At 70.5% G+C, this 26,117-nt stretch carries 19 protein-coding genes; 10 read left to right on the forward strand and 9 right to left on the reverse strand.

Annotation, left to right across the window (positions count from 1 at the left end; all coding sequences use genetic code 11):
• Nucleotides 1-13: 13 nt before the first annotated feature.
• Nucleotides 14-6,880 carry a hypothetical protein gene (locus tag AC2D9U_RS00795; RefSeq protein WP_484745434.1) on the reverse strand — a complete coding sequence of 2,289 codons (6,867 nt, stop codon included), beginning with the start codon at nt 6,878-6,880 and terminating at the stop codon, nt 14-16.
• Nucleotides 6,881-7,070: 190 nt separating this feature from the next.
• On the opposite strand from AC2D9U_RS00795, the gene AC2D9U_RS00800 reads away from it, so the two are divergent.
• On the forward strand, nt 7,071-7,994 hold the full coding sequence (locus AC2D9U_RS00800) for a glycosyltransferase family 2 protein (protein ID WP_484745435.1): 924 nt from the start codon (nt 7,071-7,073) through the stop codon (nt 7,992-7,994).
• A 3-nt stretch (nt 7,995-7,997) separates the two neighbouring features.
• Here AC2D9U_RS00800 and AC2D9U_RS00805 read toward each other — a convergent pair whose 3' ends face one another.
• From AC2D9U_RS00805 to AC2D9U_RS00830, 6 genes are all read right to left on the reverse strand, one after another.
• The gene (locus AC2D9U_RS00805; RefSeq protein ID WP_484745436.1) at nt 7,998-9,566 is read right to left on the reverse strand and encodes a class I SAM-dependent methyltransferase; all 1,569 of its coding nucleotides are present in this window, start codon (nt 9,564-9,566) and stop codon (nt 7,998-8,000) included.
• 65 nt (nt 9,567-9,631) lie between these two features.
• On the reverse strand, nt 9,632-10,183 hold the full coding sequence (locus AC2D9U_RS00810) for a D-glycero-alpha-D-manno-heptose-1,7-bisphosphate 7-phosphatase (protein ID WP_484745437.1): 552 nt from the start codon (nt 10,181-10,183) through the stop codon (nt 9,632-9,634).
• Nucleotides 10,183-10,905: a nucleotidyltransferase family protein gene (locus AC2D9U_RS00815; RefSeq protein WP_484745439.1), complete on the reverse strand. Its 723-nt coding sequence runs from the start codon at nt 10,903-10,905 to the stop codon at nt 10,183-10,185. The genes AC2D9U_RS00810 and AC2D9U_RS00815 overlap by 1 nt, the downstream gene beginning before the upstream one ends.
• Nucleotides 10,902-11,495, reverse strand: a complete 594-nt coding sequence (gmhA, locus tag AC2D9U_RS00820) for a D-sedoheptulose 7-phosphate isomerase (RefSeq protein WP_484745441.1) — start codon at nt 11,493-11,495, stop codon at nt 10,902-10,904. Before gmhA ends, AC2D9U_RS00815 begins: the two co-directional genes overlap by 4 nt.
• Nucleotides 11,483-12,538, reverse strand: a complete 1,056-nt coding sequence (locus AC2D9U_RS00825; protein ID WP_484745442.1) for a GHMP family kinase ATP-binding protein — start codon at nt 12,536-12,538, stop codon at nt 11,483-11,485. The genes gmhA and AC2D9U_RS00825 overlap by 13 nt, the downstream gene beginning before the upstream one ends.
• A 12-nt stretch (nt 12,539-12,550) precedes the next feature.
• The gene (locus tag AC2D9U_RS00830) at nt 12,551-13,558 is read right to left on the reverse strand and encodes a hypothetical protein (RefSeq protein ID WP_484745443.1); all 1,008 of its coding nucleotides are present in this window, start codon (nt 13,556-13,558) and stop codon (nt 12,551-12,553) included.
• A gap of 108 nt (nt 13,559-13,666) precedes the next feature.
• Here AC2D9U_RS00830 and AC2D9U_RS00835 point away from each other — a divergent pair, with 108 nt between their 5' ends.
• Nucleotides 13,667-15,232 carry a glycosyltransferase family 2 protein gene (locus AC2D9U_RS00835; protein WP_484745444.1) on the forward strand — a complete coding sequence of 522 codons (1,566 nt, stop codon included), beginning with the start codon at nt 13,667-13,669 and terminating at the stop codon, nt 15,230-15,232.
• Here the strand turns inward: AC2D9U_RS00835 and AC2D9U_RS00840 are convergent.
• Together AC2D9U_RS00840 and AC2D9U_RS00845 are read right to left on the reverse strand one after the other, a co-directional pair.
• Nucleotides 15,213-16,568, reverse strand: coding sequence for an ABC transporter ATP-binding protein (locus AC2D9U_RS00840; protein ID WP_484745445.1), 1,356 nt, complete (start codon nt 16,566-16,568; stop codon nt 15,213-15,215). The genes AC2D9U_RS00835 and AC2D9U_RS00840 overlap by 20 nt on opposite strands.
• Nucleotides 16,558-17,364, reverse strand: coding sequence for an ABC transporter permease (locus tag AC2D9U_RS00845; RefSeq protein WP_484745446.1), 807 nt, complete (start codon nt 17,362-17,364; stop codon nt 16,558-16,560). Before AC2D9U_RS00845 ends, AC2D9U_RS00840 begins: the two co-directional genes overlap by 11 nt.
• 228 nt (nt 17,365-17,592) lie before the next feature.
• Between AC2D9U_RS00845 and AC2D9U_RS00850 the strand changes: the two genes are divergently transcribed.
• From AC2D9U_RS00850 to AC2D9U_RS00885, 8 genes are all read left to right on the forward strand, one after another.
• A complete protein-coding gene (locus tag AC2D9U_RS00850; protein WP_484745447.1) occupies nt 17,593-20,451 on the forward strand; it encodes a hypothetical protein in 2,859 nt (952 codons plus the stop codon).
• 81 nt (nt 20,452-20,532) lie between these two features.
• Entirely contained in the window at nt 20,533-21,300 is a 768-nt protein-coding gene (rfbF, locus tag AC2D9U_RS00855) for a glucose-1-phosphate cytidylyltransferase (RefSeq protein WP_484745449.1), read from the forward strand.
• Nucleotides 21,297-22,352, forward strand: a complete 1,056-nt coding sequence (gene rfbG, locus AC2D9U_RS00860) for a CDP-glucose 4,6-dehydratase (RefSeq protein WP_484745451.1) — start codon at nt 21,297-21,299, stop codon at nt 22,350-22,352. Before rfbF ends, rfbG begins: the two co-directional genes overlap by 4 nt.
• Entirely contained in the window at nt 22,349-23,158 is an 810-nt protein-coding gene (locus tag AC2D9U_RS00865; RefSeq protein WP_484745452.1) for a transketolase, read from the forward strand. The genes rfbG and AC2D9U_RS00865 overlap by 4 nt, the downstream gene beginning before the upstream one ends.
• On the forward strand, nt 23,155-24,057 hold the full coding sequence (locus AC2D9U_RS00870) for a transketolase family protein (protein WP_484745454.1): 903 nt from the start codon (nt 23,155-23,157) through the stop codon (nt 24,055-24,057). Before AC2D9U_RS00865 ends, AC2D9U_RS00870 begins: the two co-directional genes overlap by 4 nt.
• On the forward strand, nt 24,054-24,971 hold the full coding sequence (locus AC2D9U_RS00875) for an NAD-dependent epimerase/dehydratase family protein (RefSeq protein ID WP_484745456.1): 918 nt from the start codon (nt 24,054-24,056) through the stop codon (nt 24,969-24,971). Before AC2D9U_RS00870 ends, AC2D9U_RS00875 begins: the two co-directional genes overlap by 4 nt.
• Nucleotides 24,968-25,357, forward strand: a complete 390-nt coding sequence (locus AC2D9U_RS00880) for a GtrA family protein (RefSeq protein WP_484745457.1) — start codon at nt 24,968-24,970, stop codon at nt 25,355-25,357. Before AC2D9U_RS00875 ends, AC2D9U_RS00880 begins: the two co-directional genes overlap by 4 nt.
• 7 nt (nt 25,358-25,364) lie before the next feature.
• Nucleotides 25,365-26,114: a class I SAM-dependent methyltransferase gene (locus AC2D9U_RS00885; RefSeq protein WP_484745460.1), complete on the forward strand. Its 750-nt coding sequence runs from the start codon at nt 25,365-25,367 to the stop codon at nt 26,112-26,114.
• Nucleotides 26,115-26,117 lie beyond the last annotated feature (3 nt).

A 26,117-nucleotide genomic window follows, 5' to 3' on the forward strand; every position in this document is an offset into this window, starting at 1 on the left:
CGGGCACGCAGCGTCAGAAGCGCAGTGCGAAGCTCAGCGAACCGCCATGGCCCGTGACATGGTCGCTGACCTCGGCATCGTATTGCAGGCGGAATTCGACCCGCTCGCTGGCGAAGAGTTGCACGCCGGTGGCGAAGCGCCCCACGGCGCGGTCGGTGTGCACGGTGTTGGTGAAGCTGCCTGTCCCGGCCGGGGCGGCGACCAGCCGCCCCTCCTGCCGCCAGCCGCCATCGCTGAGGAAACTGACACCGAGATTGGCGAAGAGCCGCGCCACCATTCCATGCTCCAGCGCCACCCGCCCGCCGATCTCAAGGGCGGGAGTCAGCGCCGCAACGGTGCTGGAGGCCTCCGCCATGTCGAGGTTCAGCAGCCCTGCCCCGCTCTCCCGATAGGAGCCGCTGCGCGCATGCACCGCGCCGAGGCTGAGCATGGGACGCAGATAAAGATCCTGCTGCCCCAGCGTATAGGCCGCGCGCAGCAGCCCGCCGGCATTGGCGAGGGAGGGGCTGCCCCGCGCCACCGCCTGGAAGCCCGGCAGGGTGACGTAGCGTTGGCTGTCGAACTGACCCACGCCGCCGAACAGCGCACCGGAGAACAACCAGGCGCCCGTCTGGTACTTGGCCGTCAGCGCGCCATAGCCGGCCTCGCTCTGCCCGCGGCTGAGCCCATCGCCGGAAGACAGCCGCGCCTCCTCATAGGCGAGTGACCCGCCCAGGAACCACCCGCCCCCCAGCGCGCGCTGCCCGCCCATCTGCCAGGTCGTGGCGTCAAGCTGGAAGCTGGAAAGGCCCTCGCTGCGCCCCTGTGTGGTGGTGCGCCCGGTGAGCGTCGCCCAGACGCACTCGCCCTCGCGCAGCATGTTCGTGGTGCCCTCGAAGAAGGGGCAGCTCATCGCGGCATTGACGAAGCTGCGCGCGCCGGCAGCGGTGCGGGCGGCCGGGGCGAGGCCCGCGCCGGGCACAAGCTGCGCCAGTGCCGCGTCATGCGCGGCCGGCCCGCCGGCATCGGCGATGTTGCCGAGCGTGGCGAAGAGCGCCCCGAAAGGCCCACCGCCCAGGTCCCAGGCGGCCTGGAGGTAGCTGGCTACCGCCCCCGCATTGCGCCCGAGTTCGAAGCCCGTGGGCGTGAGGTTCGCGCTGGCCGAGACGGCGTAGGTGCTGTCCTTGCGGCTCACCGTATAGTCGAACAGTGCGCTGCGCTCGCCGCGCAACTCGCCGCTGATCGGCCCGGTGACCTCCAGGAAGGGAATCTCCACCCCCGGCAGGACCGAGGAAATGGCCGGGCGCACGCTGCCGGCGAGGTCGGCCGCGCCCGACACCCTCAGCCGGTCGGCCTGCCGCGCCGCGAAATCGGCGTCGAAGACCATTCGCCCGGTGGCGGTCTGCGTGAAATTGCCGCTGATCTGCGTGGTGGCGTGGCGCGCATGCTGGCCGATGACGAACAGCCCTTCATTGCGCGTCTGCCCCGCCACCAGCGAAGCCCCGGCATTGAGCGTGCCGACGTTGTTGAGCAGGCCGTTGCCGATATCGATGCGACCCGTGATCGTGCCGTAGTTGTTGACGACGTTGTTGGTGCCGCGCGCCGGCATCAGGATCGCCTGGCCCGACAGGGCGGAGACGCTGCCGCGCGCGGTGACCTGCACCTCGTTGATCGTATCGTTGGAATCCGCCCAGATGCCCACGCCATTCGGCCCGCCACCGCCCTGGATCGGCGCATCGGCGACGACGATCACCGCCCCCTGCCCGCCACCGCCGCGCTGCGGTGCACGCCCCTGCGCGAAGATGCCGATCGAATTGGCGCCAGAGACGAGGATCGGCGCGGATTGGGTGACCCGGATCTCACCGCTCACCCCCTGGGGCGTCCCGAAGCCGTTGTTGGTCGTGCCCGCGAAGACCTGCGCCCCCTGCACGAAAATCCCGCCGCCGCCACCAATGCTTTGCGCCACGATGCCATGGGCGAAATCGCCGCGCGTGACGATGGGCGTGCTCGAGGTGATCCTGACATCGCCGCCCGAGCCCGACGGCGCGGAGGCGAAAATGGTGTCGCCAAGGCTCACGACCAGCGTGCCATTCGCGGACGTTGGCAGCCCGGCGATCCCGCCGCCGCCGCCGACGCTCTGCGCCACGATGCCATGCGCGCCGAAGCCCGAGGTCTCGATGCCCCCGCCGACGAGGTTCAGCGACACGTTGCCGCCATCGCCGAGCTGGGGATTGCCGCCGACCTGCCCGCCCACCGCGTTGACGGCGCCGGTGACCAGGTCAGGCGCGAAGCCGAAGCCGCCGCCGCCGCCGATGCTTTGGGCCAGGATGCCGAAGCCATGCGCGCCCGTCGTGCGCAGGGCCAGGCTGGCCTGGTTGATCGCCACGGTGCCGCCCGCACCCGCGGCACCGTCCCGCCCGCCGACCTGCAGGAGAGTCTGGGCGGTGAAGCGGCCAAAGCCGGCCGACACCGTCGTGCCGCCGCCACCCAACCCGCCGCCACCGCCAATGGATTGCAACGCCACCGCCACCCCGACATCGCCGCTGGTCGTGATCCTGACCGGCCCCGAAAGGGTGACCGTCCCGCCATTGCTGCCGCCCCCGCCGTTGCGCGCGCCCTGCGCGCCGAGGGTGAGGTTCAGGATCGATTGCGTGGAGCCATCGGCCGCCGCGCCGCCGCCGCCGCCGATGCTCTGCGCCAGCACGCCGAAGGCCGCGTAGCCGGAATTGGCGCTGCCCGTGGCGATGCGCGCGCCGGCCTCGAAGAGCACGCTGACCGCGCCGCCATGCCCGCCCGCACCGCCCGACCCGCCCAGCGCGAGCTGGGCCGAGGCACCGAACTCGCTGGCTTCGGAGACGGCGACACCGCCGAGCCCACCGCCGCCACCGATGCTCTGCGCCAGTATGCCATGTGACCAGTCGCCGCGCGTGACGATGACGCCCGACTGCACATGCGACACCGTGCCGCCATCGCCCGCCACGCCACCGCGCCCGCCCAGCGCCAGGGAGAGGGAGAGCGTGACCGGCAGATGGCGCTCCGCCACGGTGCGGATCACATCGACGCCGAGCTGCGAGAGCGTGAGCGGATTGTCGGCCGAGGCCTCATTTCCCGCCGAGCCGCCAATGCCGCCCCCGCCACCGATGCTCTGCAGCACCACGGCCGGGGAATCGCTGCCCCAGCTCTGGATCGGCCCCACCACCGTGCTCGAGATGCTGCCGCCCGCGCCGCCGCTGCCACCTGTCGCGCCAAGTGCGACGCTCACGCTGCCCCCCGGCTCGATGGGCACGCCATGGATGTCCGTGCTGCCGTTCAGGGAGACGGTGCTGCCGGCCCCCACGCCGCCGCCGCCACCGATGCTCTGCGCCACGAGGGCATGCGCGCTGGCGCCGAAGGTGACGATGCTCGCCTCCGACGCGAACAGCAGGGAGATGTCCCCCCCGGCCCCGCCCGCCCCGCCCCGGCCGCCCAGGCCGATGTTCAACTGCAGTTCCAGCGCTGCGCCCTTGGCTTCGGTGGCGGAGGAACCGATGCCGGCATTGCCGCCACCTCCGCCGATGCTCTGGGCCAGGAACCCGTAGGCATAGTCACCGAGGGTGGTGATGTCGCTGCGGCCGATGAGGGCCGTGATGTTCCCGCCGCGCCCGCCGCCACCGGCGGTGCCGCCCAGCGCGACGCCGTAGACCCCCGCGACGCTTGGCGCGTTGCCGCCACCAGCGGCGTGGCTGCTGGCCATGGCCGAGGAATCGCCGCCCGCTCCGCCGCCGCCGCCGACGGATTGCAGCAGGACGCCGTGCCCACCCTGGCCCTGGGTCAACACCGTCGTACCGCCGCCGAACGTCGCGTCGATCAGGCCGCCATGCCCTGGATCCTCGCTCGCCCCACCGAGCGAAAACGCCAGCGAGATGCCGCCCAGGCCAGGCCCGGCGATGGTGAGCGCCTCCGCCGAGGCCGCCCCGCCGATGCCGCCACCGCCACCGATGGATTGCGCGTGCACACCATGCGCATCGACCGGGTTCGCGACGACCCCTGGCCGCGTGGCCTCGCCGGTCGAGATGCTCAGCCCTGACAGGTTCAGGCTCACCCCTCCGCCCGAGCCGCCCTTGCCGCCGACGCCGCCAATCGCGCTGCCCATGGTGAAGAGCGCGCCGGCTGCGTCCGAATAGGCGGCTCCCCCCGCCCCGCCGCCGCCACCCACCGATTGCGCCAGGATCCCCCCGGCATTGGAGCCGGCGGTCCGGATGCGCCCGCCCGTGGCATTCACGACCACCGGGCCGCCCGCGCCGCCATCCCCGGCACGCCCGCCGATGGCGAGGCTGATCTGCGCGCCATTCGCCTCCGTATCGCCGCCATGCCCGCCGCCGCCGCCGATCGACTGCACCAGCGCGCCCTGCGCCAGGCGCCCGATGGTGGCGATGGTGGCCCCCGTCAGCGTCAGTGCCGCGCTGCCGCCCGCGCCCCCCGCGCCCCCGGTGCCGCCAAGGGCGCCGAAGATGCCGCTGGCGTCACCTGCGCTGCCGCCGCCGCCGCCGATGGATTGCGCCAGGATGCCCAGCGCGCCGAGGCCCGCGGTGGCCATGCCGCCGCTGTTGCTGACGCTCACCTGCCCGCCCGCCCCGGCGGCCGAGGCCGAGCCGCCGATGCTCACGAAGCCGCCGGAGGACCGCCCCCCACTGCCGGAGCCCCCGCCGATGGATTGCGCCTGGATGCCGAAGGCCGCGCTGCCCGCCGTCGCGATCGTGCCGCTGTTCACCACGCTGACCGCGCCGGCCAGGCCGCTGTTGCCGGCATTGCCGCCCGGCGAGTAGATCACCCCCGAGCCGCCACCGCCATTGCCGCTGATGCCCGAGGCCGAAAGGGCAGCGATGCCATGCGCCTGGTTGCCCTGGGTGGTCAGCGTGGCGGCGTTGCTCACACTGACATTGCCGCCATTGCCCCCCGACCCGCCGCTGCCGCCATCCGAAAAGAAGCCTGCCGTGTCGGTGCTGTTGGCTGATCCACCTGCCCCGCCGATGCTGCGCGCCAGCAGCGCGATGGCACCCTCGCCCGCCGTGCTGACGGCACTGCCGGCGGCCGTGGTCACGCTGACATCGCCCGCATGGCCGGCATAGCCGCCATCGCCGCGCCGCCCGCTAAAGCTGGTGCGCAGCGCACCACCCAGGGCGCCAGCGCCGCCGATGGAGGCGGCGGAGATGCCGTAACCGGGGCTGGTGCCGCCGGAATCGGTGGCGCCGCTGGTGGCAAGGCGCGTGCCCGCGCCCAGCGTCACCTGCACCGGCCCCGCCTGCCCCCCGCCGCCACCCGAGCCCGAGGAACCGCCCGTGCCCGTGGCATCGCCACCCCGCCCGCCGCCGCCGCCCTGCGACAGGGCGAGGATGGCGGCCGAGGTGGCGCCGAGCGTGCTGACGCTGCCGCCCGCGACGCTCACCACCACCGCGCCACCGGCGCCGCCGGCCCCGCCAAAGCCCCCGTGCGCCTCGGGGTCCAAGCCGCGATCATAGTCCCGCCCGATGCCGCCCGCCCCGCCCAGGGAGGACGCCACAAGCGCCGCCGAGGCGCCGCCCGTGGTCACGACATTGGCATTGGTCACCAGGATTCGTGCAGCCGGGTCCGCGAGGCTGAGCTGCGTGGCCCCACCGCCCGCGCCGCCCGTGGCGTTGTTCTGCTGCAGCCCGGTGATGCCGCCCGCGCCCCCCTGGGACAGCGCCTGCACCCCGAGCGTGGAATCGCCCGAGGCCCGCACCGCCACGCCGTCGAGCAGCGTGGCCCAGGCACGCCCCGCCGCGCCGCCTGCACCGCCCGTTGAGGAATCATAGCTCGCCCCGCCGGCGCCCCCCTGCGCCAGGGCGCCAATGGCGGCCGAGAGCGGGGCGATGGCCCCGGAACCGACCGCGGTGGTCAGCGTGATGGCGACCGCGCGCGGGTTGTTGGGCACGCCGACGGTGAGTTCCGTCGGGCCCGCCGCCCCGCCCGCGCCGCCATCGTGTTCGCTGCTGGCGCTGTTGCTGCCATCCCCCCCCACCGCGCGGGCATGCACGGCATAGGCGCCGGAGAGGCTCGTCGGGCCGCCGCCGGCCGCATTGCCGCCGAAGACCACATTGAGGCTCACGCTCGACCAATTGGTGAGGTAGGTGCCCCCGGTGGCGCCGCCGCCGGCCTGGCCCCTGGCCCCATTGCCGCCCGCACCGCCGAGGGAGCGCACACCGATTCCCCAATATCCGGCGGTGAGAGAGGCATTGCCGAGATCGACGCTGACCGGCGCGTAGTTCTGCAGCCAGGCAGAGCCGCCCGCCGCACCGGGCCGGCCCGTATGGTTGCCATAGGTGGGATTGTTGTTGTCGCGGTCGCTGCCGGAGGGGCTCACGCTGCCGCCCGCCCCGCCCAGGCTTTCCAACAGCAGGCCCGCCCCGGAATGGAACCTTGCGCCGCCCGTGCCGGTGATGGCGATGGCCGCATGGTTCTCGGCCGTCGCCGCCCCGCCTGCCCCGGCATTGCCGGCATCGGCATTGGCGCTGGCGGTGAAGTTCCCGCCCCTGCCCCCCTGCGAGGCGCCGCGCACCGACATCATCACGGCATCGGCCGTCGGGGTGAAGCGGTGGTCGATGGTGCCATTGTTGGCGAAGGTGAGCGTGCCGGCGGCGCCGCCATCGCCGGCATTGCCATGCGTCGAATCGGCGCCGTCAAAGCCTTGGCCGCGACCCGACAGCACGCCCAGCACCGGTGCGTTCGCGGGCGTGATCACCTGGAAGCTGCCGTTGTTGGTGAAGGTGACGTTGGCCGGGCCCGGCTGCAGGAATTGCAGCGGCTGCGTGTAGCTGCCCGTACTGATGGTGCACACGCCCACGGCGGTCTGCACGCAACTCTGCGCGGCCACCGGCCCCGCCAGCAGCAACAGCCCTGACACCGCACAGGGTGTGGCCACCCCAGGGCTGCATTTTTTCGGATTACGGAACATTCTGGTGGCACTCCCAACGCCACTGTTGCACGCCGGGGGGAGGGTGCAATCCCCTTGCCCGAATGTCAGGGCTTGCGGCAGCAGTGCGGCTCGACTACCGCCGCGCCCAAGGCCGCGACCTCGCCGCAAGGAATGCTCCATGTCCGCCACCCCGCCGCGCATCGCGGTCCTGGTGCCCTGCCACAACGAGGCCCTGACCATCGCCGCCGTCGTCGCGGGCTTCCGCGCCGCTTTGCCCGAGGCCGCGATCCATGTCTTCGACAATGCCTCCACCGATGGCACAGCGGAGGCCGCCCGGGCCGCCGGCGCGCAGGTGCATTTCGAGGCCATGCCCGGCAAGGGCAATGTCGTGCGCCGCATGTTCGCCGACATCGAGGCCGACTGGTACATCATGGTCGATGGCGACGCGACCTATGACGCCACCGCCGCGCCGCGCCTGGTACGCACCGCCATCGAAGGCGGCTACGACATGGTGAACGTGGCCCGCGTGCAGGCGGGCGAGAAGGCCTACCGGCCCGGCCATCGCCTCGGCAACCGGGTGCTGACCGGGCTGGTCGGCGCCATCTTCGGCAGCCGCACGCGCGACATGCTCTCGGGCTACAAGATCTTCTCGCGCCGCTTCGTGAAGAGCTTCCCGGCCATGAGCAGCGGCTTCGAGATCGAGACCGAACTGATGGTTCATGTGCTCGAACTCCGCCTGCCCGTGGCGGAGATCGACGCCCCCTATGGCGAGCGGCCGGAGGGCTCGACCAGCAAGCTCGCCACCTATCGAGACGGCTTCATCATCCTGCGGCTGATCGGCATCCTGGTGCAGCGCGAGAGACCGCTGGAATTCTTTGCCGCCGTCGCGGCAGTGCTTGTGCTGGCCTCGCTTGGCCTTGGCCTGCCGGTGGTCTGGACCTTCCTCGAGACCGGGCTGGTGCCGAAGCTTCCCACCGCCGTGCTGGCCGCGAGCCTGATGCTGGCGGGCTTCCTCGCGGTGGCGGTGGGGCTGATCCTGAGCGCCATCACCCATATGCGCCGCGAGGCGAAGCGGCTGGCCTATCTGGCGCTGGGAGGGTAGCCCTCAGCGCAGCCGGCGCAGCAGTGCCCGCAGGCGGTCCTTGGTGCGGTTCCATGGTAGCAATCGACGCAGCCTATCCAGGTTGAACAGCGGCGCGCTGGACTTGGCCTCGATCGCGAGAAGACGGTAGGCCAGCGGACGCTTGTCCTCCCCCTCATCCAGGTCGGGCAGGCGATAGGCTGCCGTGCTGATCCTGACCTCCCACAGCGTTCGCGGCGCCCCCGACAGAACCAGGATGCGGCTGTCGCTGCGCCCGAGCCGCCCGCTATCCGCCGGCGCGCAGCCCTCAGCGGCGGCCGTGACCACCTGGTCGCGCTCGGCCGGCAGGGCGTTCCACACGTGCAGACACACCGCTGCAGTCGGCGTCGTGGTGCGGAAAGCGAGCGCCTGCTCATCGAGAATGGCCCATACGCCCTCGGGCTCGGGTGGCTCGAACCCGTCCTGCAATGCCTGCGTCGCCGGGCTGCCGGCCCGCACCGCATGGACGATCCCGGGCGCCAGCACCGGCAGGTCGGGTCCGGGCTGGGCCGGATAGGGGGACTCGAAGGGCACGTCCGCCAGGCTTTCGAAAACCTCGCCGGGCTGGCGCAGCGCACGCCGGAAGGCCACTTCCGCCGCCGGGTGCAGCGTCTCGGTGGTCTGCAGTGAGCGGAACTCGGCCACCATCTCGGTTGGCGTTGTTCGGCGCGAATCCAGCAGGTCCTTCTCCAGCCGCATCACCGCGGTCAGGAAAGCGATGTCTGCTGGCGCATCGATGTCGAAGTTCGCCGCCGTGCGCGGGTTGACGAACACCTCCGACAAGCCCCCCCATGCGACGAAGCGCCCGGCTCGGAAGCGCGTTGCGATGACGCCCAGGATGTCCTGCGCGCGCACGCCCTCGAAACCTTCGATCGCGCAGTCCCAATCCTGAAAGAAGGGCATGTCACGTTGAAAATGGTGGTCACGCCGCTTGTCGCGCGGCAGCATCGCCCATAGGCGCCGCACCAGGGGCCGCACCTCCGGCCAGCGCATATGGCCGTTGCGGCCGATCATGTCGAAAGTGACGAAAGCACCCTCCGGGTGCAGGCGTGCCGCTACCCCGTCCAACAACGATTCGAGGGCCACGAAATGATGCAGCGCATGATGAACCATGATGGCCGCGACAGGCCCTTCGCCGGGTAATCCGCCATTCGCGTCGGCGACGACGGCCGTGAGGCGGTCCGAGAGGCCGGCCGAAGCCGCGGCGGCATTGGCACGCGCCACGACGCCGGGTGCGACATCGACACCGATGAGGCGAAAGGGCGGCAGGCCCAGCGCATCGGCGCGCCGCAGCACCGCGATCTCCTGGCTGCCATCGCCGCAGCCCAGGCTGAGCGCGTGCCCCAGGCCCGAACGCGCGATGGCGCGGGCGATGCTGTCGGCATAGACACCAGCGACGTCATGCAGCCCGAATGCTGAAGCGATGGCCGGGCCGACGAAATGCTCATTGCGGAAGTGGAAGGCCGCATCGTGCTGGTGCAGCGCTGCCTGGCCTTCGAAAATGGAGATTTCGCGGTCCATCCGACGCGTTGCACTGGTTTGCTCGTCGGCCATGGTGCCTCGCTCTTCGTCGTCAGATCGTCGAAAGACAGGATGGCCCGCAGGCTGGCGGTGTCACGCTACGGCAGCAAGAGTTGCGCGGCGTCCAGCGCCCCATCGGGCAGGATATGCGTGCCCGGCGGCGCGGCGGCGACTTCCTCCGGCGCGGAACTCAGCAGGATGCGCAGACCAACCCCGGCTGACGCAGCCGCCGCCATGTCACTCGCCCGGTCTCCGATCATCACCGAGCGCGGGAGGTGAAGCGCATGCGCGGCGGCGGCGTCCAGGATCATCCCAGGACCCGGCTTGCGGCGCGGCGTGTCACGGCGATAGGCGCCCAGGCCGTGCGTGGGGTGGTCGGGGCAATGTTCGACAGACGCAAAGCTGATCCCCTGCTCGGCGAACCGATCCAGCATCCAGGCAGTGAGGGCCTGGAACTGCGCCTCCGAATAGTAGCCGCGGCCGATGCCGGCCTGGTTGGTGACAATCACCAGCGCGAAGCCCCGCGCCTGCGCCGTGCGGCAGAGATCGAAGATGCCGTCGCGGAAGACGAAATCCTCGATGCGATGCGTGTAGCCCGTGTCGTGGTTGATCACGCCGTCACGGTCGAGAAACAGCGCAGGCCGCAGCATCAGGCACCGTCCCCGGCGGAGGCCCAGGCGGGGATCAGCTTCTGGGCGCGGGCGAAATCCTCGGGCGTGCCGATATCAAGGAAACTGGCCTCGGTGGCATGGGCCCGCAGGTCGAGCGTGCCGGGGCGCGCCAGCACCTGCTCCTCCAGGCTGAAGGCGCCGGCGATGGGCCGGCGGGCCGGCAGATCGCGGCGCACCACATAGACGCCAGCATTCACGAGGCCCGGGCCCGAAGGCCCCTTTTCGGCCAGCCCGAGCACCCGGTTGCCCTCCACCACCACGCTGCCATAGCGCGCACGGTCGGTCACCGGGCGCACGGCGAGCACGAGGTCCGCCTCGGGCGCCTCGGCGGCGAGCGGCGCGAGGGGCGCGCCGAGCCAGGTGTCGCCGTTCAGCACGAAGACGCGCTCGCCTGCGGCATGGCCCAGCGCGGCATAGAGCGCGCCCCCGGTGCCCAGCGGCGTCTCCTCCCGGGCATAGGACAGCGCCATGCCGGCGAAACGGTCACCGAGCATCTCCTGCACCACGTCACCCATGTAGCCGGTGGCGAGGATGATTCGGGAAATGCCCTGCCGCGCCAGCCCCTCGAGCAGCCAGTGCAGGAAGGGCCGCCCCGCCACGGGCGCAAGCGGCTTGGGCACGTCGCTGACCACGGCGCGCAGCCGCGTGCCGAAGCCGCCGGCGAGGATGATGGCTTCCCTGGGGGCCTCGGTGGGCATCATGCAGGCGTGCGGGGGAACATCGCGGCCTCGATCATGCCGCAGATGGCATGGCCCAGCACCTCATGGCCCTCCTGGATGCGGGGCGTGCTGCCGGAGGGGATGCGGATGCAGATGTCGCACAGGCCTGCCATCTTGCCGCCGCCCTCACCGGTGAAGCCGATGGTGACGAGACCCTGCGCGCGCGCCGCCTCGAGCGCGGCGACCACATTCGGGGAGTTGCCGGAGGTGGAAATGCCGTAGAGCACGTCGCCCTTGCGGCCCAGCGCCTCCACCTGGCGGGCGAAGACGCGCTCATAGCCGTAGTCATTGCCGATGGCGGTCAGGATCGAGGTGTCGGTGGTCAGCGCGATGGCGGGCAGGCCGGGGCGGTCATAGTAGAAGCGCGAGACAAGTTCCCCCGCCCAGTGCTGCGCATCGGCCGCACTGCCGCCATTGCCGCAGAGCAGGATCTTTCCGCCCGCGCGGAGCGCCTCCACGCTCAGTGCCGCGACGCGCGCGGTGGCCTCGCACAGCGCGGCATCGGCCGCCATCGTCTCCAGCAGCCGCGCCGTGACGCCGATTGCAGCCTGGACCGTCTTCATGTCCGCCATGCCGTGGCTCCTTCCGAAGTGTAGCGCACCGTCTCGGCGCGGAAGCTGCGCGCGCCGAGCGCCGCCATGACGGCGCGGCGACGCTCCAGGGGGGCGAGGAACATGATGAAGCCGCCCCCGCCCGCGCCGGATACCTTGCCCGCCGTGGCCCCGGCCGCGACGGCCGCCTCCAGTGCCTCCTCGATAAGAGAGTTGCTGATGCCCGAGGCCATGTCGCGCTTGCTGGTCCAGCCGGCGTGCATCGTCTGCGCCACGGCGGGCAGGTCGCCCTTGAGCAGCGCCTCCTTCATGGCGTTGGCCGACGCCTTGAGCGCGTGCATCGCATCGATCGACTTCACAGCGCCCTGCTGAACATTGCGCGACTGCTCGGCGATGATTGTCGCACTTTGCCGGCTGACGCCGGTGAAGCACAGGATCGTCTGGGATTCGAGCTCGGTGATGACCTCGCGCCGGATGCGCAGCGGGTTGACGATGACCGTGTCGCGGTCGCGGAACTCCATGAAGTTGAAGCCGCCGAAGGTGGCCGCGTACTGGTCCTGCCGCCCACCCGCGAGACCCAGGTCCTCGCGCTCGATCACATAGGCGAGGTGCGCGATGTCATACTCGCCGAGCGGCAGGGCGAGCAGTTCGGTCAGTGCCTGCAGCACGGCGACGACAAGGGTGGAAGAGGAACCGAGGCCCGATCCCGCCGGCGCCTCGGAATAGGTGGAGATGCGCAAGCCCAGCGGCCTGCCGCCGCGGAAGTCGCGGATCACCCGGTTGTAGATGGCCTTGTGCAGGTCGAGCGTGCCGTCGATGGGCAGCGGCCATTGCGCCGGCAGCCGCGCGCGGCGGTCGAGGTCGTGGCTCTCGACCTCCACCACCTCCTGCTCGAGCAGGGCGACGGAGGCGTAGATGTAGCGGTCGATGGTGGCGTTCATCACCGCCCCGCCATGCAGATCGGCATACGGCGAGACATCCGTGCCCCCGCCGGCGAGCCCGAGGCGCAGCGGCGCGCGCGCGCGCACCAGCGGGCCACGGTGATAGGGGGGGTCAGAAGCCATGGAGGATTTTCCTCATAGTGTCGCCAGGTGTTCCTCGAGAAGTCCGTGCATGTCCCGTGGCACCACCTCCCGCCACGCGGCCACGCCGGGCAAGCGGCCGGGGTTGCGGCGGATCAGTTCCGTCTTGAGGTAGGGGAAACCGTGCTGCTCCACCAGCACCCGCCACAAATGATGCGTCGGGTTCAGCGGGTAGCGCAGCAGCGATTCCGGGGTGGCGTGGCGCGGGCCGAGGGCTGCGCGCTGGGCCGCGGTGAGTCCCGCGCAGATCGGCGCATAGCCGAACAGCGCAGCGCCACGATGGCCCTCGGCCAGCATCCGGCGCGTGAGCCCGATCTCGCCCGCCTGCACGGTGCGCCATTTGCTTCGGCTGTCGCGCTGGCGCGCGAGATGCGCGAGCAACCCGGAAACGGCGCCGGCCCCGCGCGCGAGCAGCGCGTAGGATTGCAGGTGCGGCCCGCCGCCCCAGCTCTCGGTGAGGCCGAACAGCCCCGCGCCGCCCGCGCGCCAGGCGGCGACCAGCGGATCCAGCGGCAGGAAGGGGCCGAGCACGCTGTCATTGACCAGCAGCAGCTCCGCCGGGCTTGGCTGGTCGCGCAGCGCCACGGCGGCCGCATCGCGCCAGGCGCCGAAATCCCGCCCGACATTGCGCCGGCGCAGCCGCAGCACGGTCTCCCCCGCCACCGCCTGCCAATCCGCGGCCGGAGGCGTGGCGTTGGTGACGAAGACCATGTCGAAGCCGGCCGAGCGCCACAGGGCCAATTGCCGCAGCACCATGGGCGAGACGCGCCCCGTGCCGGACCAGTGCAGATAAAGACCCAGCGCGTCACCCTGTCGCGCCACCCCGCCCGGCGCGACCTCAAGCACCCCACCCTGCAGGGGCGCGAGGCGATCCAGCAATTCGGACCAGAGGATCTCGGCACCGACCTCGACCAGCCGGCGGGCGAAGCGCAGCGGCGAGCGGGCCGCGAGGCCATGTGCCACGCGGCCGAGGTCTGACCCCGCCGGATCGATATCGCTCAAGGCATATCGCATCCGGGCGCGATAGCAGGCAGGCCCATTGCGGTCGAGGCAGGTGGGCGATACGGGATGGCGATGGCCGAGGCTCCGCCGACCCCGCCCGCACACCCCTTGCGCCGCCTGCTGCGAAGCCTGCCCGGGTTGCGCCGGGCGTTACGCCTCGCCCTGCCCCACATCCAGCCGCTGCTGCGCCGGATCGAGGGCCCGGCCTATGCGCGATGGTTTGCCCGTTGGCAGGCCGGCGGCCCGGCCGAGGATTCGGCGATCAGGTCCCTTCTCGGTACCGTACCCCCGATCCGGGTGATCCTGCCGCCAGGGCCAAGTCCCGCACGCGAGAGCCTGAAGGCCCAGATCGGCGCGCCCTGGACCGAGGCCGAAGGCGGTGAAGGCTTCGTCCTCCGGCTCGCGCCAGGGGATCGGCTTGTACGGCATGCGCTGGCGGAGTTCGCCCTGGCCGCGCGCGCCAGCCCGCGGCCGCTGATTGTCTATGCCGATGAGGATTCGCCGGGTTACGGGCCCTGGATCAAGCCAGACTTCGACCCCGACCTGCTGCGCCAGCAGCCGGCCTTCGGCCATGCAGTCGCCTATGATGCTGGGCTGCTCGCGCGCCATCGCCTCAACGGTCTGGCAGGCCATGCGTTGATGCAGGCCGCCGCCGCCGCCGCGCTGGCCGAGCAGGGGTCTGGTGCGATCCGCCACGTCCCGGCGATCCTGCTGCATCGCGCCGCTGAACCGAACCCGCCCTGGCGTGAGCCCCCCGGTGCGCCCCCTGCCCGCCTGCCGTTTCCGGCGCCCGACGCCTGGCCGCTGGTCAGCGTTATCGTCCCCACCCGCGACGCCACCGCGCTGATGCAGGCCTGCATCGAGGGTCTGCTCACCCGCACCGACTACCCGGCCCTGGAGGTGCTGGTCTGCGACAACGACAGTACCGACCCTGCCCTGCTGCGCCAGTTCGAGGCCTGGGGGCGTGACGGAAGGCTGCGCGTGCTGCCCTGCCCCGGCCCCTTCAACTTCGCCGCCATCAACAACACCGCCGCCCGCGCCGCGCAGGGCGAGGTGCTGGTGTTCCTGAACAACGACACCGAGGTGCTGCACGGCGACTGGCTGCGCGAGATGGTCGCCCATGCGCTGAGGCCCGGGATCGGCGCGGTAGGTGCGAAACTGCTGTTCCCGAACGGGCGGGTGCAACATGCCGGCATCGTGCTCGGCCTCGGTGGCGTGGCGGGCTACGACCTTCAGCATCTGCGCGGCGATGCGGACGGCCCGCAGGACCTGCTGCGCCTGGTGCGCCGCGTCTCGGCTGTGACCGCCGCGGCCCTCGCAGTGCGGCGGGCGGATTTCCTCGCCGTCGGCGGCTTTGACGCGCAGGGGCTGCGCGTCGCCTACAATGATGTGGATCTCTGCCTGAAGCTGCGCGCCGCGGGGCTGCACAACCTGGTCACGCCGCATGCCGTGCTGCTGCACAAGGAGAGTGCGACACGCGGCGATGACCGCACGCCCGAACACGCGGCGCGCTTCGCGGCCGAACAGGCGCTGATGCGTGCCCGCTGGGGCCCGGCGCTGGCGGCCGACCCCTGCTACAGCCCGCTCTACGCGCTGGGCGCGACCTGGCGGCAACTTGCCGATCCGCCCCGGCGCCTGCCGCCCTGGCGCCCTGCTACCCCGCCTGGAGGCTGACCTCGGCGAGCGGCAGGGCGATCAGCGCATAGCCGGGATTGCCCGGCGCATGCACCCGCACGGCGATAGCGTCGTGGCGGAAATGATGCTGGACGTGGTTTTCCTGCGTGCCGGTGGCGATGGCGGCACTGACCAGGTACTCGCCGCTCATCAGGTCGGGCAGCGTGAAGCGGAAGCGCGCGCGCACCAGTTGCCCGGCCGCGACATCGACGGGCTTCCGCAGGTAGCGCAGGAAAGTGTTCTCCGCGAGGACCACCTGACCAAGGCGGTCCTTCATCTCGAAGCCGAGGATGACGCCCTGCAGCGCCGCCTGGGCGCGCGCCCCCAGATGCAGCACAACCTCCTCGCCCCCCGGCAGCACCGTGAGCGGCACCCCGGCAGGCGTGGTGAAGCGCACCTCGACGATCTCGGCCTGGCCCGATCCATAGCTCAGCCCGGAGGTGTCGGGGCGCAATTCCACGATGGTCTCGCCGGGTGCCGCGGCGTCCTGAGGGCCCTCCGGCGCGGCGAGTTGCACCTTCTCCGCGCCGAGGCCCATGCTCTCCGCCGCGACATAGGCGCTGTAGGCCTCCGCCACCGTCTTCGCGGCGCCCTGCATGCGCACCACGCCCTGATCGAGCCAGATGGCGCGGTCGCACAGCGACATGATGGCGCCGATGTCATGACCGCAGAACAGCACCGTGCCGCGCTTCTGGAAGTCGCGCAGCCAGCGGAAGCACTTCTGCTGGAAATAGGCGTCGCCCACCGCCAAAGCCTCATCGATGATGAGGACATCTGCATCGACATGCGCGATGACCGCGAAGGCGAGGCGCATCGCCATGCCGGAGGAATAGGTCTTCACCGGCTGGTCGATATGCTCGCCGATATCGGCGAAGGCCAGGATCCCGGGCAGCCGCGCCTCGATCTGGGCCTGGCTCAGGCCGAGCACGGAGGCGTTGAGGAACACGTTCTCCCGCCCCGTGTATTCCGGGTTGAAGCCCGAGCCGAGTTCGAGCAGCGCGCCGACGCGGCCCTGCACCGCGACCGTGCCGGCGGAGGGCGTGAGCGTGCCACAGACCAGCTGCAGCAGCGTCGACTTGCCCGAGCCGTTGCGCCCGATGATGCCCACCGTCTCGCCACGCCGCACCTCGAAGGAGACGCCGTGCAGCGCGTGGAACTCGGTGAAGTAGACCGGCTCGCGCAGCCCCAGCAGGCGGCGCAGCGGCGCCAGCGGCCGGGCCAGGCGCGGCATCACCGCCTGGCGCAGCCGGTCCGAGGGCTTGGCGTAGATCAGATAGGCCTTGCTGAGCCCGGCCGCGCGGATCGCGGGTTCTTCGTCCAGTGCCTCAGAGGACATCGGCAAAGCCCCCCCGCAGGCGGCGGAACACCCAGAAGGCAAGCGCGAGGCTGAGCAGCGCGCAGGCGCCATAGAGCGCGAGGCTGCCGAAATTCGGCGGCACGCCGAGCAGCAGGACGCTGCGCGAGGTCTCGACCACCGAGGTGAGCGGGTTGAGCCGCATCAGCATCTGGAAATTCGGCGGCACGGCATCGAGCGGGTAGAACACCGGCGTGAGGAACAGGGAGACCGTGACCAGCAGAGCCACGATCTGCGACAGGTCGCGCAGGAAGACGCCGCAGGCGGCCAGGAACATCACGAGAGCGGTCACGAAGATCAGGTAGGGCGCGATGACCAAGGGGAAGAACAAGGCGGTCCAGTGCAGCACGCCGTTGATGGCGAGGTTGCCCGCCAGCACGATCACCGCCGTGATCCCCGCATTCACGAGCGAAGCCAGAACCACGACCAGCGGCAGGATCTCCAGCGGGAAGACCACCTTTGTGACGTAGCTGGCATTGTGCAGGATCAGCGTGGGGGCGCGGCTGATCGCCTCCGCGAACAGGGCGTGCACCAGCATGCCGACCAGCAGCATCAGCGCGAAGTCGTAGGGGCTGCCCGAACGCCCGGTCCAGCGCATCTGGAAGACGCTGCTGAACACGAAGGTGAAGACCGCGGCCGTCAACAGCGGTGTCAGCACCGCCCAGCCCAGCCCCAGCATGCTTCCCTTGAAGCGCTGCGAGACCTCCCGCGCCGCCAGCCTTGCCACCAGCGCCCGATGCGTGACGTAGGCGCGGCCAAGCAGGTCGAGTCCGAGCAAGGCTCTCACGCCCCGAACCCGTGCTGTCCTGCCGCCATGCGCCTCACCTCATGCATCCCGCTCATCCACGCCCTGCCTGTCCCGGGCGCCGCGCGCTTACCACAGCGTCGGGGGCGCCGCCATCGGCGGGCCGATTAACCGCGATTTCACCGCGAGCGGGCAGGGTGTGTGGGCAACAGGCAGGAGCCACGCAGCACCATGTCAGGGAGTTCCGGCCAGTCGGGCGCCATGTCGTCCGCCACATTGCCGGACAGCATCTACACCTGGGTGTTCGAGGCTTTTTCCGGCGACCAATGGGGCGGATGGCTGGTCGAGGACAGCCAGACCTATGTGGTCGGCTCCACCCTCGCCACGCCCAACGGCATCTACCGCATCGTGGCGGAGGAGGAACGCGGTACGGACCTTGCCGGCGCCGGCCTGCAGGAAGGCGCCATCGCCGTCGCCTGGTACCGGGATGCGGCGACGGCCGCCTTCCTGGTCACGCGCAACGGCGCGGGGACGGCGGTTGGTGCGGCCGGGTTGGGGTCCGAGATCGACGCGGCCTGGAACGGCGCGGAATGGGTGGAATTCGGCCGTGGCGGGGCGGCGCAGGCGGATGGCGCGGGCCTGCCGGACAGCTTCTTCACCTGGGTCTTCACCGCCGATGGCGGCGACGTGATGGAAGGCACGCTGCTGGCCGACAGCGACCGTTACGCGCCGGGCGATACGTTCCGCACCGCGCACGGCCTGTATCGCATCACCGGGGAAACGGCGCAGGTCGGCAGCACCGCCGCGACGGGGCTGGTGCATGTCACCCGCTACTTCGATGCCGATTCAAATCGGGATCTGACGCTCGAGAGCGGCGGCACCCAGCCGGCCGGCACGGCGGGGCTCGGCAGCGAACTCGACCGCGCCTGGGACGGCGTGGCCTGGCGCCCGGTCGGCCAGGGCGGGGCCTGGCAGGCGGATTCCACGACGTCGCTCTACCAGTTCACCTTCCATGCCCATTCGGGGGACCGCTATGTCGGCCGCCTGGTGGACGCGGGCGTGGCCTATGCCGAGGGCGATACCATCGCCGGTAGCGGCGGCTACTACCGGATCGACAGCGAGACCCAGCTTGCCCCCCCGCGACCCTGGGCGCACGGCTCACTCTGGATCGACTTGTACTACGATGCGCTGAGCGGGCTGACCATGCTGCCGGAGCAGACGCATGTGGCGGCGCGGCCGAACGTGAATCTCGGTCTAGGCAATGAGGTGGACCGCGTCTGGGACGGCGACCGCTTCGACGAGATCGGCCGCGGCGGGGCGTTGCAGGCGGATATCGAGCAATTCAGTCTGTTCCGCTTCACCTTTGTCGCGCAGTCGGGCGATCGCTATACGGGTTGGTACTTCACCCGTTCCACGCTCTTCGACGTGGGCGATACGCTGGCCGGGGCACAGGGCTATTATCGCTTCGACGAGGAGACCATCCACGGATTCGCCGAGGTCGTGCCTGATGGCTCCGTTCGGCTGGACACCTACTTGGATGCGGCATCCGGCCTGACCGGCTATTCCTACAACACTTATGTCCTGGGCCGGAACAACCCCAATCTCGGCCTGGGCAATGAGGTCGATCAGGTCTGGGACGGCCGGCGCCTTGAGGCCTTCGGCCGTGGCGGTGCCCTGCAGGCGGATGTCGAGGGCTACGCCATCTTCGTCTTCACCTTCCACGCCGACGCGGGGGACCGCTACACCGGATGGCTGTACGAGGACCTTTCGCGCTACCAGGCGGGCGACACCATCCTCTCGGCCCATGGCTACTACCGGATCGATGAAGAGCGCTTCCATGGCGTCGATCTCGCAGCACCGCTCGGTTCGATCTGGCTGCTCGACTATTTTGACGCCGGATCCGACCTCACCGGGTATTCCCACACGACCTACGTGCTTGGGCGGGTCAATCCCGGTCGCGGCCTCGGCAATGAGATCGACAGCGTGTGGGATGGCGACCGCTTCGACAGCTATGGCCGCGGTGGTGCCCTGCAGGCCGATGTCGAGGGTTATGCGATCTTTGTCTTTACCTTCCACGCCAATACAGGCGATCGCTACACGGGCTGGCTCTATGAAGACCTCGCCCGCTATGCCGAGGGGGACACAATTGCCGGCGCGCAGGGCTATTACCGCATCGATGAGGAGCGCTTCCACGGCGTGGAACAGGTGGCACCGCTCGGCTCGATGTGGCTGCTGGACTACTACGATGCCGATTCGAACCTCACCGGGCGCTCTCACACTACCTATGTGACCGGTGGCGCCAATCCAGGCCGGGGCCTGGGCAACGAGATCGACCGGGTCTGGGACGGCGACAATTTCGACCAGTATGGCCGTGGCGGCACGCTGCAGGCGACGGTCGAGGGCTACACGATCTTCGTCTTCACCTTCCACGCCACCTCGGGCGATCGCTACACGGGCTGGCTCTATGAAAATCTCGCACTCTATGACGCGGGCGACACAATCGCCGGGGCACGCGGCTATTACGAGATCGAGGAGGAACGTTTCCACGGCGTGGAACAGGTGGCGCCGCTGGGCTCCATTTGGCTGCTGGAGTACCATGATGCCGTCTCGGGTCTCACCGGGCGGTCGCACACCACCTATGTCCTCGGGCAGGTGAATCCCGGTCGTGGGCTCGGGAATGAGATCGACCAGGTCTGGGATGGCGACAATTTCGACCTGTATGGCCGCGGCGGCGTGGTACAGGCGGATGTCGAGGGCTACGCGATCTTCGTCTTCACCTTCCACGCCACTTCCGGCGACCGCTACACTGGCTGGCTCTATGAAGACGTCGCCGCCCATGCGGCCGGCGACACGATTACCGGCGCCCATGGCCATTACCGGATCGACGAGGAACGTTTTCACGGCGTCGACCTTGCCGCGCCGCTGGGTTCGATCTGGCTGCTGGAGTATTTCGACGGCCAGACCGGCTTCACCGGACGATCCCACACCAGCTATGTCGTTGGCGGGGCCAATCCGGGCCGCGGCCTCGGCAACGAGATCGACCAGATCTGGGATGGCAATAACTTCGACCAATACGGTCGGGCCGGCGCCCTGCAGGTGGATATCGAGCCCTTCCTGTAGGCCACCATTCGTCCGTCCCGATTGTCGCCAGGGCTAGCCCAGGGTAGAGCAAGCGCCGTTTGTGGCGGGGCGCTATCTTTCATGCAGGTCATCATCCTGGCCGGGGGGCTCGGCACCCGGCTGAGCGAAGAAACCATGGTGAAGCCCAAGCCGCTGGTCGAGATCGGCGGCCGGCCGGTGCTGTGGCACATCATGAAGATGTACGCCGCCCATGGCATGCGCGACTTCATCGTCTGCCTCGGCTACAAGGGCCACCTGATCAAAGAATTCTTCGCCAACTACACGCTGCACATGTCGGACGTGACCTTCGACCTGGCGGCGCATTCCATGACCACCCATCGCAACGAGGCCGAGGATTGGCGGGTCACCCTGATCGACACGGGGGAGGCCACCATGACCGGCGGGCGCCTCGCCCGCGTCATCGACCGCGTGCGGGGCGACGCCTTCTGCCTCACCTATGGCGACGGAGTCTCGGACCTCGACATCGGCGCCTCGATCCGCTTCCACCGCGCGCATGGGCGGCTCGCCACCGTTACCGCGGTCTATCCGCCGCGCCGCTTCGGCATCCTCGAGATGGAGGGCGAGCGCGTCACCAGCTTCCGCGAGAAGCCGCAGGGCGAGGGCGGCTTCATCAATGGCGGCTTCTTCGTGCTCTCGCCGAAGGTCGCACGCTACCTGCATGGCGACACCACGGTATGGGAGCAGGAGCCGCTCCAGGGCCTCGCCCAGGACGGCGAGTTGCACGCCTTCCGCCATGAGGGCTTCTTCCAGCCGATGGATACGCTGCGCGACCGCACCTACCTCGAACAGCTCTGGGCGTCGGGCAAGGCGCCGTGGAAGTCGTGGTGAGGCGAGCGGACTGGGCCGGGCGGCGGGTGCTGCTGACCGGCCATACCGGCTTCAAGGGCGCCTGGCTCGCCTTCTGGCTGGCGGAGATGGGGGCGGAGGTCTCGGGCCTCGCCCTGGCGCCGGCCACCACGCCAAGCCTGCACGACATTCTTGGCCTGCCGTCGCGCGGGCGCTTCGTGCAGGCGGACATCAACGACCGCGCGGCGCTCGATTCTCTCATCGCGCAGGCCCGGCCGGAGGTCGTGATCCACATGGCCGCGCAGGCCCTGGTCCGCCCCTCCTACGCCGCACCGGTCGAGACCTTCGCGACCAATGTGCTGGGCACCGTGACCCTGCTGGATGCCTTGCGGGCAAGTGAGGCCACGCGCGCGATCCTCGTCGTCACTTCCGACAAGGCCTATGAGAATCGCGAGTGGGAATGGGGCTACCGGGAGATCGACGCGCTGGGCGGGCATGATCCCTACAGCGCCAGCAAGGGGTGCACCGAACTCGCCGCCATCTCCATGCGGCGCAGCTTCTATGGCCCCGGCAAGCATCCCGCCCGCATCGCCACGCTGCGCGCGGGCAATGTGATCGGCGGCGGCGACTGGTCGGCGGACCGTCTGGTGCCCGACATCGTGCGCGGCTGCCTTGGCCCGGCGGGGTCGGTGCGGCTGCGCAACCCGGCCGCCGTGCGCCCCTGGCAGCATGTGCTGGAGCCGCTGCACGCCTATCTGCTGCTGGCCGAGCGGCTGCTGGGCGCGGAAGGCTTCGACGAGGCCTGGAACATCGGCCCCGAGGCCAGTGAGAACCGCCCCGTCCTGGCGGTGGCCGAGGCGATGGTCGCCGCCCTGGGTCGCGGGCGTATCGAGCTCGCACCCGATGCCGCCGCGCCGCATGAGGCGAAGCTGCTGACACTCGATTGCAGCAAGGCGCGCGCGCGGCTCGGCTGGGTGCCGCGGCTCGATTTCGCGCGGACCGTGGCAATGACCGCCGACTGGTACGGCGCCTGGTCGCGGGGCGCCGATCTGGTGGCGCTGACACGCGCTCAGATCGCGGAGTTCGCGGCATGAACAGCATCGACACCCCTGCCCTGGCGCGGCGGCTGCGCGCCCACGCGCTGCGCATGACCAACCGCGCCCGGGCCTCGCATATCGGCTCCTGCCTCTCCATGGCGGATATGCTCGCGGTGCTCTATGGCGCGGTGCTGCGCGTCGATCCCGCGCGCCCCGACTGGCCGGGGCGTGACCGGCTCGTGGTCAGCAAGGGACACGCGGCCGCCATCGTCTATGCCGCCCTGGCCGAACGCGGCTTCCTGCCCATCGAGGAGCTCGCGACCTATTCCGCCGATGGCGGGCGGCTCGCCGGGCATGTGACGATGACGGTGCCCGGGGTGGAGCTTTCCACCGGCTCGCTCGGCCATGGCCTGCCGGTCGCCGCCGGCATGGCGCTCGCGGCCCAGCGCGCGGGCGAATCCTGGCGCAGCTTCTGCATCCTCAGCGATGGCGAGCTGGATGAGGGCTCGAACTGGGAGGCGGTGCAGTTCGCCCAGCATTTCCGGCTGGAGAACCTCGTCGCCCTGGTGGACTACAACAAGATCCAGAGCTTCGGCAGCGTCGCGGAGGTGAGCGAGCTGCACCCGCTCGCGGACAAGTTCCGCGCCTTCAACTGGGGCGTGATCGAGCTTGATGGCCATGACCACGCCGCGCTGCTCGCTGCGATGAGCGGCCCGCCCCCCCTGCCCGGCCGACCGACCGCGATTGTCGCGCACACCGTGAAGGGCAAGGGCGTGTCCTTCATGGAGGGCAAGCTGCTCTGGCACTACCGCAACCCCGATGCGGCGCAGCTCGAGGCCGCGCTGGCGGAGCTCGGCGCATGAGGACCGAGACGATCGACGCGCTGACCGACTACGCCCGCGCCAACCCCGATGTGATGCTGCTGACCGCCGATCTCGGCTATTCCGTGCTGGAGCGCTTCGCCGAGGCGCTGCCCGCGCAATACGCCAATGTCGGCGTCTGCGAGCAGGCGATGGTGGGCATCGCGGCCGGGCTCGCGCTCTCGGGCCGGCGCGTGGTGCTCTACTCCATCGCCAATTTCCCGACGCTGCGTTGCCTCGAGCAGCTGCGCAACGATGTCTGCTATCATGACCTGCCCGTCACGGTCATTTCAGTCGGCGGCGGGCTGGCCTATGGCGCGCAGGGCTACACGCATCATGGCGTCGAGGAGCTGGGCATCATGGCGATGCTGCCGAACATGGCCGTCGCCTGCCCCGCCGACCCGCATGAGGCCATGGCGCTGCTGCCGCAGCTGCTCGACCGCCGCCGCCCCGCCTATTTGCGCCTGGGCCGCGCGGGCGAACCCGTGCTGCATGCGCCGGGCACGGAGGTGCGTCTCGAGCGGGCGATCACGCTGCGTTCGGGCGGCGACATCGCACTGCTCGCCACCGGGCCGATCCTCGGGCGCGCGCTGAAGGCGGCCGATACGCTGGCGGCGCGCGGCATCTCCGCCAGCGTGCTGAGCTTCCCGGGCTTTCGCCCGCTGGATGAGCAAGCGGTGCTGGCGGCGGCGGGGGCGCATCGCGCCATCCTGACGATCGAGGAACACAGCGTGGCGGGCGGCTTCGGCTCGCGCGTGGCCGATGTGCTGCTCGGCGCCGGGTGCGCGCCCCGCTTCGCGAAATGGGGTGTGACGGAGGCGCTGCGCGGCCAGATCGGCAGCCAGGCCTGGTTGCTCGACCGGCTGGAGCCGATCGAGGATGCGGCGGCGCGCCTGCTGTGAAGCTCTTCCTCACCGGCGCGTCGGGCTTCGTCGGCGCGGCCACGCTGCGTCTCGCGCTGGAAGCGGGGCATGAGGTGATTGCGCCGCTGCGTCCGGGTTCCGCCGCACCGCGCCTTTTGCCCTTCGCCGGGCGGTTCACGCGGCTCGACCTCGATCTGCGCGACACGGCCGGGATGGCGGCCGCACTGGCCGAGCACCGGCCGGAAGCGGTGCTGCACCTGGCCTGGGCCGGGGTGGCGAATGCCGCGCGCTTCGATCGCCGCCAGATCACCGACAATGTCGAGGCCGCCTGCGCGCTGGTCGAGGCGGCTGCCGCCGCCGGCGTGGGCAGCTTCGTGGGGGTCGGCAGCCAGGGCGAATACGGCGCGGGTTCCGACATGCTCGAGAGCACGCTGCCCACCCCCACCACGCTCTACGGCGCAGCCAAGGTGGCGGCGCTGTTCCTCACGCGCCAGCTCGCCGCCCAGGCCGGCATGCGCCACGCCTGGCTGCGCCTGTTCTCCACCTACGGCCCCGAGGACAATGAGGGCTGGCTGATCCCGATGCTGATCACCGAGATGCTGGCCGGGCGCCGCCCGCGCACCACGCTCGGCACGCAAAGCTGGGATTGGCTGCATGTGGATGACGTGGCGCGCGGCATCCTGGCCGTCGCCACCACGCCCGCGGCGGAGGGCGTGTTCAACCTCGGCTCGGGCCGGGCCGTGCGCGTGCGCGACGTGATCGAACGCATCCGCGACCTCGCCGCCCCGGGGATGGAGCTGGTCTTCGGCGAGATCCCCTTCCGTCCTGACCAGGTGATGCACATGCAGGCCGACATCACCCGGCTTCGCGAGGCCACCGGCTGGGCGCCGCGCATCCCGATCGAGGACGGTCTGGTCGGCACGATCGACTGGTACCGGGCACGCGGCGCATGAGGGCCGAGCTGTGGCGCGTGCTGCGCTTCCTGCTGGTGGGCGGGCTCAACACGGCCTTCGGCTACGCCGCCTATGCCGCCTTCGTGCTGCTTGGATCGCCGCTCTGGCTGGCGGTGGGCGGGGCGACGCTGCTCGCCTTCCTGTTCAACTTCTTCAGCTATGGCGGGCTGGTCTTCGGCAGCACCTCGCGCCGGCTGCTGCCGCGCTTCCTGCTGTTCTATGTTGCGCTCGGCACGCTGAACTTCGTGCTGCTGCGCGTGCTGGAGAGCCTTGGCCTGGGGCCGTTGCTCGCCCAGGCGGTGCTGGTGCCGGTGCTGGCGGCCTGCGGCTATCTCGGCCTGCGCGGCTTCGTCTTCCGTGGACAGGCGGGCCCGGTTGCGACATGACGGCGCCATGACCACCACCCCAGTCACCGAGGAATTCAAGCCGATTCCCATCCGGCGCGATGCGGGCGCGCTGGGGCGTGCCGCCTTTGCGCTGCGCATGGTGGCGGACCTGCAATTGCTGACCTGCACGCGCTTCCTCACCCCCGTGCTGGCGCGGATGCAGGGCAGCGTGCTCGATGTCGGCTGCGGCGAGATGCCCTTCCGCGGCCTGCTGCCGTCCGGCGTGCGCTATACCGGGCTCGACGTGCCGGCGGCGGATGATTTCGGCATGCGCCGGCACCCCGACATCGTCGATTTCGACGGGCGGCACATCCCCTTCCCCGATGCCAGCCAGGACCATGTCCTGTGCACCGAGGTGCTGGAGCATGCCGAGGACCCGGTGGCGCTGATCGCCGAGATGCACCGCGTGCTCCGCCCCGGCGGCACCTTGGTTGCGACCGTGCCCTTCGCCGCGCGGGTGCATCACGCGCCGCATGACTATCACCGCTTCACGCCCTTCCGCCTCGCGCGGATGCTCGATGGCTTCACCGAGGTGACGATCACGGAGCGCGGCGACGACCTCGCGGTGATCGCCAACAAGCTGATCGTGGTCTGCGCGCGCCTGGCGAACCCGCGCCGGCCCTGGCGGCTGCCGCTACTGCTGCTCGCGGCGCCGCCGGCCTTGCTGGCTTTGTGCATCGCCCATCTGTCGTTGTGGTTCGGCTGGGGGTCGAAGGCCGACCCGCTGGGCTACGCGATCATCGCGCGAAAGGGCTGACGG

This window comes from Roseomonas sp. TF40 (assembly GCF_057219975.1).